This window comes from Actinomycetota bacterium, assembly GCA_036280995.1.
GTDB lineage: Bacteria > Actinomycetota > CALGFH01 > CALGFH01 > CALGFH01 > CALGFH01.
The window spans coordinates 1-6,706 of the sequence record DASUPQ010000558.1 but is presented as its reverse complement, the minus strand read 5'-3'; the positions used below and the strand labels follow the sequence as shown (position 1 = coordinate 6,706).

Below are 6,706 nucleotides of genomic sequence, written 5' to 3'. Positions count from 1 at the left end.
GGGATGGCTTCGTGGTCACGCTGTGGACCTACTACGGGTCCGTGAGATCTCGAGAGGTCTCACCAGCCGACTACGCCAATGCGCTGGCGCAGCTGCATGCCCGCATGCGCACGCTCGATGTCGCGACGCCGCACTTCACGGATCGAGTCGATCAGGCGCAACAGCTGGTGGCGAGCCGCGACGACACGCCGGCGCTCGCCGACGCGGACCGGGAGCTGCTCGGCGACACGTTACGAAGTCTGAGACGAGGGATCGGCGAGCGCGGCGGTGTCGTGCAATTGCTGCACGGCGAGCCGCACCCGGCAGTGCCTTCCCACGATGGTCAGGCAGCAGCGATCAGGGCGTCGATGCGGGCGGTCTGCGCCGATGTCAACGGCCCGTGGGCGAGTGCGCCTTCCTGTTCCCTGGCCTGTTCGGGTGTTCTGATACCGCCGAGCGCGACCGCTCGGTGCGAGCGTGCCCAGACATATGCCAGCGCACCTTGGACCAGGGTGCGCTGGTCGGTGCAAAGCTCGTCGCGTATCGCGGCCAGTCGTTGCTGCCATCGCGGCATGCCGGCCTCGGTGAAGTAGTCCCAATATGGCGTTTCCCGGCGGACATCACCGGGGGCAAGCTGGTCGCGCACGCGGTACTTGCCGGACAGGAACCCCATCGCGAGCGGGCTACGAGCGAGTACGGCGAGATCATGGGCCTCGCAGCGCGCTAACGCGGCTTCGTTGGCGCTTAAGACGTTCAGCTGCTGCTGCACCGCGACGCATCCAGCGCCTGTGGCAAAGACGTCGATGACATCCACGGCCTCGTTGGCCGTCCCGTAGCTGCGGATCTTCCCTTCGGCGGCGAGTTGGTCGAATACCTCGACTACGGCCGGCGCCTGGTCCGCGGTGACTTCGCCCGGGTGCAGCTGGTACAGGTCGATGTGGTCGGTTCCCAGCCTGCGCAGGCTTGCCTCGCACGCCCGCCGAATGTAGGCCGGGCTGATGTCGATGCCGTTGCCGGTGCGGGTGGCCTCATCGAAGACCAGCCCCACCTTTGTCGCGATCACCACGTCGTCGCGGAACGGCGCGACCGCCTTCCCGAGAACGCGTTCGGCATGGCCACAGCCGTAGGCATCGGCTGTGTCGAACAGCCGTACGCCACCTTCGTATGCGGCGCGAACCGCGGCGATCGACACTTCGTCGTCGACCTCACCCCAGCCGGCTGGGGCGCCCGCAAACTCCCAGGGGCCACCCAGCGCCCACGTGCCGGCGCCGAGAGCGGGGACCTGCCACTGGCCGACGGTCCGGATGGTCTCCGCCGCCGCGCCGGACTCTACCGAGTCGCTCATCGCCACTCCTTCGAAGTCGATCGTGGAAAGTGTGCGGTGCTCGTGGACTGTCGCTGGCGACTGCTGAGGGTGTAGCCAGCGATCGCGCCGAGCGTCCCCATGCCGGCGACGGCAACGATTGAGCCGGTCCAGCCGGGCTTAATGGCCATGGTCCACAGGATGCCGAGGGTGCCGACGTCTGGGGCAGCGACCGACACCCATAGGGCCGGCGCAGCGATGAACTCGCTGAGAGGCTGTGGTACGGGGCCGTTTTCGGTGGCCCGAGCGGTTCTGCCGATTGCTGCCCAGTACCGGCCTTGCACCATGCCACCGATTCCGCCCATGACGATTACACCAGCGATCGCGACTACCACCCAGGGTGTGGTGAAGGTCCAGGAGTCGGCAGCCATGAATAGCCCGCTTCCCAGCACCGTCAACAAGGCGACCGGGAAAAGCGGGGCTGCCGTGCGAGTCAGGTCGACCCAGAGCCGAACGTGTTGGACATTCGCTGCCCGTCGTAGACGGGCCCCGGCGGTCTCGACCAGCGCGATCGCGGCGAAGAGGGTGACCACTCCCAGCAGGTGGGTGAACAGGGCGAGCTCGTAGCCGGTCATCACTTACTCCCAACTCCGGCAGTGGCGTCGAGCCGGATAATGTCGAACACGGACAGCAAAACCGTGCTCGTGCTAAAGAACCCGACCAGCAGCGACAGGAGAATCGCCCAGGTGAAGTCTTCCCTGCTGGGACGGAGTCCTCCGAGCAGCCACGGGAGGAGGACGAGCGCAGCACCCCCACCGTGCCCGCCACCTCGAGCAGGGGAAAAGAAGACGAGCCGACGACCTTAACGAAGGCTCGGATTCGCGCAGCTGTGTCGAGGTTCGCGGCAACAAGTACGAGACTCAGCCATGCGAACAGCAACCTGGTCCAGATCGGCTCCAGGACGACAAGGGTGAGCGAGATCCCCAGGGGGATTGCGTAGAGAACCAGCACGATCCTGGTGCCAGCCCGAATGTAGGGCGCCACGACGTCGCGGATGTCGTGGAGCTGGCGAAGGCCCTTATCGATATAGAAGAACACCCCAAGTACGAACAGGCCGATCAGCGTCGCCGAGACTTCGGCGATGGTGAAAAGGAATGCATCCGACACCGCTTGCATGATGCTTTGTTACTCCTACGAGACGGTGTTCACGTTGAGCGCGATGTCGATGCCACCCGCGCGATCCGCCGCGGTCAAGAAGCCGATCTCTCGTGGTGTGTCGTCGTGATAGATCGCGGGATGGATGGCCATCGTTGTCGCCGCTACGCCGCCCACACCCCGGTCTTGGCGGTCTCGCGGGCCCAGTCTGTGAAGTCGCGCGGGGCCCGGCCGAGAACCTGCTGGACGCCGTCCGACACGTACTCCGAACGGTGGTTGCGGATCACCGCGAACAGATCGCGCACCGACTCCGCGTCCTCCAGCGTCAGGCCGAACCCGACCAGTTCGGCGACGTGCTCCTCCGGCGCGAGATCGACGTAGCCGACCGGACGGCCGGTGGCGACGGTCAGCTCGGCGGCGACCTCGGTCATGGTCAGGGTGCGGGGTCCGGACAGCGAGTACGTCTGGCCGATGTGGCGCCGGTCCAGCAGGGCAGCCGTCATGACGTCCCCGACGTCGTTCGTGTCGATCCAGGCTTCGGCGCCGTCACCCGCCGACACGCGAATCTCTCCGGCCAGCACGTGGTCACGGAGAAAGTCCTCACTGAACCCCTGCGCGAACCAGGCCGGTCGGACGATGGTCCAGTCGACGCCGCTGTCCTTGACCGCGTGCTCGAGCTCGAGACCGCTCTCGTAGACGTCGAACTCGCGACCCGGGCTGCCCACGCCGCGGCCCGACAGCAGCACCACCCGGCGAAGGCCATCGGCTGCGGCCTGTTTGATGAACCGCCCGGCCTGGGTCAGACCGGTCGGGCCGACCGGAGGTGCTAGGTACGCCGTGTCGGCGCCAGCGACCGTCGCCGACCAGGTGCTGTCGTCGTACCAGTCGAAGCGTTGCTCGCTCGAGCGGGAGGCCAGCCGGTACGGCACCCCGCGGGCCTCGAGCTGCTCGACGACGCGGCGGCCGGTCTTGCCCTTGCCGCTGAGCACCAGGACCGTTTTCATTCCCGTTCTCCTCTCGCATGTTCCTGCAAGCACGCTATGAGCGCCGCCGGGCTCGGGCATCACCTGAAGGTGGGAACGAGGGTGGGAACCCACGAGCACCCTGCGCGCCTGCTGCTACACCAATAGGCGAGTAGTCGGGGGTGCGGTTAAGACAGCAATCCCAGCTCGCGAGCCCGGGCCACGGCCTGGACGCGGTTGGCGACCCCGAGCTTGTTGAACAGGTTGGTGACGTGGCGCTTGACGGTGTCAAGCGTGACCACCAGATCCTCGGCGATGGCCCGGTTGGACTTGCCGGTGGCCAGCAGCGCTAGCACCTCCAGCTCACGCGCGCTCAACGCCTCGACCAGCCCCGGAACCAGAACGGCGCCACGCTTGGCGGCAGGGAAGACCGGCGCACCGGCTTGCTCGAATGCGACCGCCAGGCGGGCCAGGTAGTCGCGGGGGACGGCGTCGACAGCCGCCTGCCACTCCGGATGCCGGCCTCCCAGCAACCGGCGAAACAGAGCTGCCATCGGGAGGCCCTCGTCGACGAACACACGCAGGTAGCCCTCTGGCGCCCCCAGGACGAGGGCCTCAGCCAGGGTGGTCAGCGCGGCCGGTTCGTCACCGCGGTCCGCATGGGCCAGCGCCTGGAGCGCCAGGAGTTCGATGGTGCTCTCGGTCCGACCCTGCGACGCAGCCAGGGCCGTCCACGGCTCCAGCAGCTCCAGTGCCCGTTCGGGTGCATGCTGGGCGAGCAGCACCCGCGCCAGCACCAGGTAGTCACGCTCCCGCGGGTAGCCAGGCTCGTCCTGGACGGCGAAACCGCGCTGCTGGACCCAGCGGGCGGCGGCCTTGACCTGGCCGTTGGCCAGCTCCAGCCGGGCCCGCACCGCTGGCGATGGGTTGAGCAGGCCGACCACCGCCCCGCTGAGCGGGACCTGTTCGGCCTCGCGAACTGCGGCCGGCATGACCGGTTGGCCCGGATCCCCGGCCACCGCCTCCAGCGCCTCCTGGTAGGTCGCCAGCGCCGCGCCCAGGTGCCCTCGGGCGCGCTGGGCGTGGCCCAGGTGGTCGTAGCCCCACGCGACCAGTGTCAGTTGCCCGGTCGTGCGCCAGGCGGCGAGGCTGGCGAGGGCAGAGAGGAAGCCGCGTTCGGCCTCCGCCGGGCGGCCGCGCAGCCACTCGGCGCCGACCAGCTGCCAGCGGGTCACCGACTCCAGCATCCATTCGCCCTCGTCCAGCTCGGCCAGGGCCCGGCGGGCCAATGTGATCGTCTGCTCGGCATCGCCGCGGAGATGTGCGGCGCCGGCACGCAGGCGGGCGATCGCCGCCCGGATGTTCGCCACCAGACTCGCCGCCCGGCCGACCGCCGGCTGATACGGCTCCTCGCCAGCATAGGAGAACGCACGCTCGGCATCGTCCAGCAGCCGCTCCACCGCCTCCACCCGGCTGCCGATCAGCGCCCAGAAGGCCTGGAGGAGGCACAGCCGCGGCCGGGAGCGCACCACCTCGGCCGGCAGCAGCTCCAGCCACCGGCGCAGCGTGGCGTCCTCGCGGCGGCCGAGCACCGCCTCGAAGTGCTGCTCGACCAGCCGGGCGGCCCACGGCAGGTCGCCAGCGGCTCGCGCATGGCGAATGGCGTCGTCGACCAGCCCGTGCCGCTCGCACCAGTCGGCTGCGGCCCGGTGCAGCTCCGGCACCCTCTCGGGCCACTGCTGCTGGAGGCGGCCGCGGAGCAGGTCGGCGAACAGATGATGATAGCGCCACCAGCCACGCACGTCGTCCAAGGGGACAAGGAACAGATTGGCCCGCTCAACCTGCTCCAGCAGCTGCTGGCTGTCGTTCCGGCCGGTCACCGCTTCGCATAGCGGGCTGCACAACCGCTCCAGCACCGAGCTTTCCAACAGGAAGGTCCGTAGCTGTGGGGGCTGGCGGTCCAGAACCTCCTCGGTCAGGTAGTCGAGCACGTAGCGGTGGCTGCCCGAGAACCCCTCCACGAACTCACCGATATCGCTGCGGCCCTGCAGCGATAGGGCGGCCAGCTGCAACCCAGCCGCCCAGCCTTCGGTCCGGTTCCCCAAGGCGGCCACAGCAACCTCCGGCAGCTCGGCCCCCACCGTAGCCCCCAGCAGCTCGCCGGCCTCCTGGGGGGTGAAACGGAGGTCGGTCTGGCGCAGCTCAGCCAGTTGGCCGCGGCCCCGCAGCCCCGCCAGCGACAGCGGCGGGTCCGCTCGGCTGGCCAGCACCAGCCGCAGGGAGGGGGGCAGGTGCTGGAGCAGGAACTCGACCGAGACATGGACAGCCGGCGCCTGGATCAGGTGATAGTCGTCCAGCACCAGCACGACGTCGTCGGACAGCTCCGCCAGCTCGTTGACGAGCGCGGTCACCGGGCCCTCGAACGAGGCCGGTGGCGATCCGAGCAGCGCGGTCACCCGCTCGGCGACCCCGGGCCGCACCGGCTCCAGGGCGGCGGCAACATGGCGCCAGAACCGCGCCGGGTCGTTGTCCGCCTCATCCAGCGACAGCCAGGCCACCGGCCGCTGGCCGGCGCGGACCCACTCGGCCAGCAGGGTCGTCTTGCCGAACCCGGCAGGGGTGCAGACCAGCACCAGCTCCTGCCCCACGCCCTCGTTCAGCCGTGCCAGCAGCCGCGGGCGCGCCACCAGCCCCGGCCGCGGGCGCGGCAGATGCAGCTTGGTCGCCAGCAGCGCGTCGCGCTCGTGGCCGACGGCCGTCAACGGCGCCGTCGTGGCCGGCTCAGCCATGGGGATATCCTCACCCTCAGCCCGTCCGGCGATCATCCCTTGAGCGGCATTAGGAGCTGTCACCGTTCTCCGCCCGCGGTAAGACCTTGGGTCTCTTGGTCAAGGCTCTTAGATGCACAAGTCCGACTCGCCGTCAATGTCCGTCGACGCCATATTTGTGCGTTGAAGCACGCACCGCAACCCGTTCCACAAGTGCAGCTTTCCGTCAGATCCGAGTCCTGCGTGCATGGCTGCGTCACGCGCCTGGGGTGAAGGAAACCAAGTCGCCGCGAGCGCATCGACAGTCTGCGTGCGAAGAGAGTCCCGATGTTCCTTTGACGAGAAGTAGGAGGCTGAGGCGAGGACGGCCGTGGCCATCAGATCTGGTCGGCTCACCGCGAGTGAGAGAGCTGCAAAACTAGTAGCTCGCCCTAGGGCGTCCACCACGGCCTCAGCGGAATACCGCGGTCATCTCGGTGGGAGTCGAGCTTGACCGCCAAGACTTGGTGAAGCTGAACGACATTCATCTCGAAACCCAA

4 protein-coding genes and 1 pseudogene are annotated in these 6,706 nt (G+C 68.5%); 1 reads left to right on the top strand and 4 read right to left on the bottom strand.

The window, feature by feature from the left end; translation table 11 throughout:
- Positions 1-302 (top strand): annotated as a pseudogene (locus VF468_18900) (aminoglycoside phosphotransferase family protein).
- A gap of 20 nt (positions 303-322) precedes the next feature.
- Here the strand turns inward: VF468_18900 and VF468_18895 are convergent.
- The 4 genes from VF468_18895 to VF468_18880 form a co-directional block, all read right to left on the bottom strand.
- Entirely contained in the window at positions 323-1,324 is a 1,002-nt protein-coding gene (locus tag VF468_18895; GenBank protein HEX5880360.1) for an aldo/keto reductase, read from the bottom strand.
- On the bottom strand, positions 1,321-1,917 hold the full coding sequence (locus VF468_18890; GenBank protein HEX5880359.1) for a hypothetical protein: 597 nt from the start codon (positions 1,915-1,917) through the stop codon (positions 1,321-1,323). Before VF468_18890 ends, VF468_18895 begins: the two co-directional genes overlap by 4 nt.
- A 684-nt stretch (positions 1,918-2,601) precedes the next feature.
- On the bottom strand, positions 2,602-3,426 hold the full coding sequence (locus VF468_18885) for an NAD(P)H-binding protein (protein HEX5880358.1): 825 nt from the start codon (positions 3,424-3,426) through the stop codon (positions 2,602-2,604).
- A gap of 161 nt (positions 3,427-3,587) precedes the next feature.
- Complete coding sequence (locus VF468_18880) at positions 3,588-6,188, bottom strand: LuxR C-terminal-related transcriptional regulator (protein HEX5880357.1); 2,601 nt, start codon at positions 6,186-6,188, stop codon at positions 3,588-3,590.
- Positions 6,189-6,706: the final 518 nt, after the last annotated feature.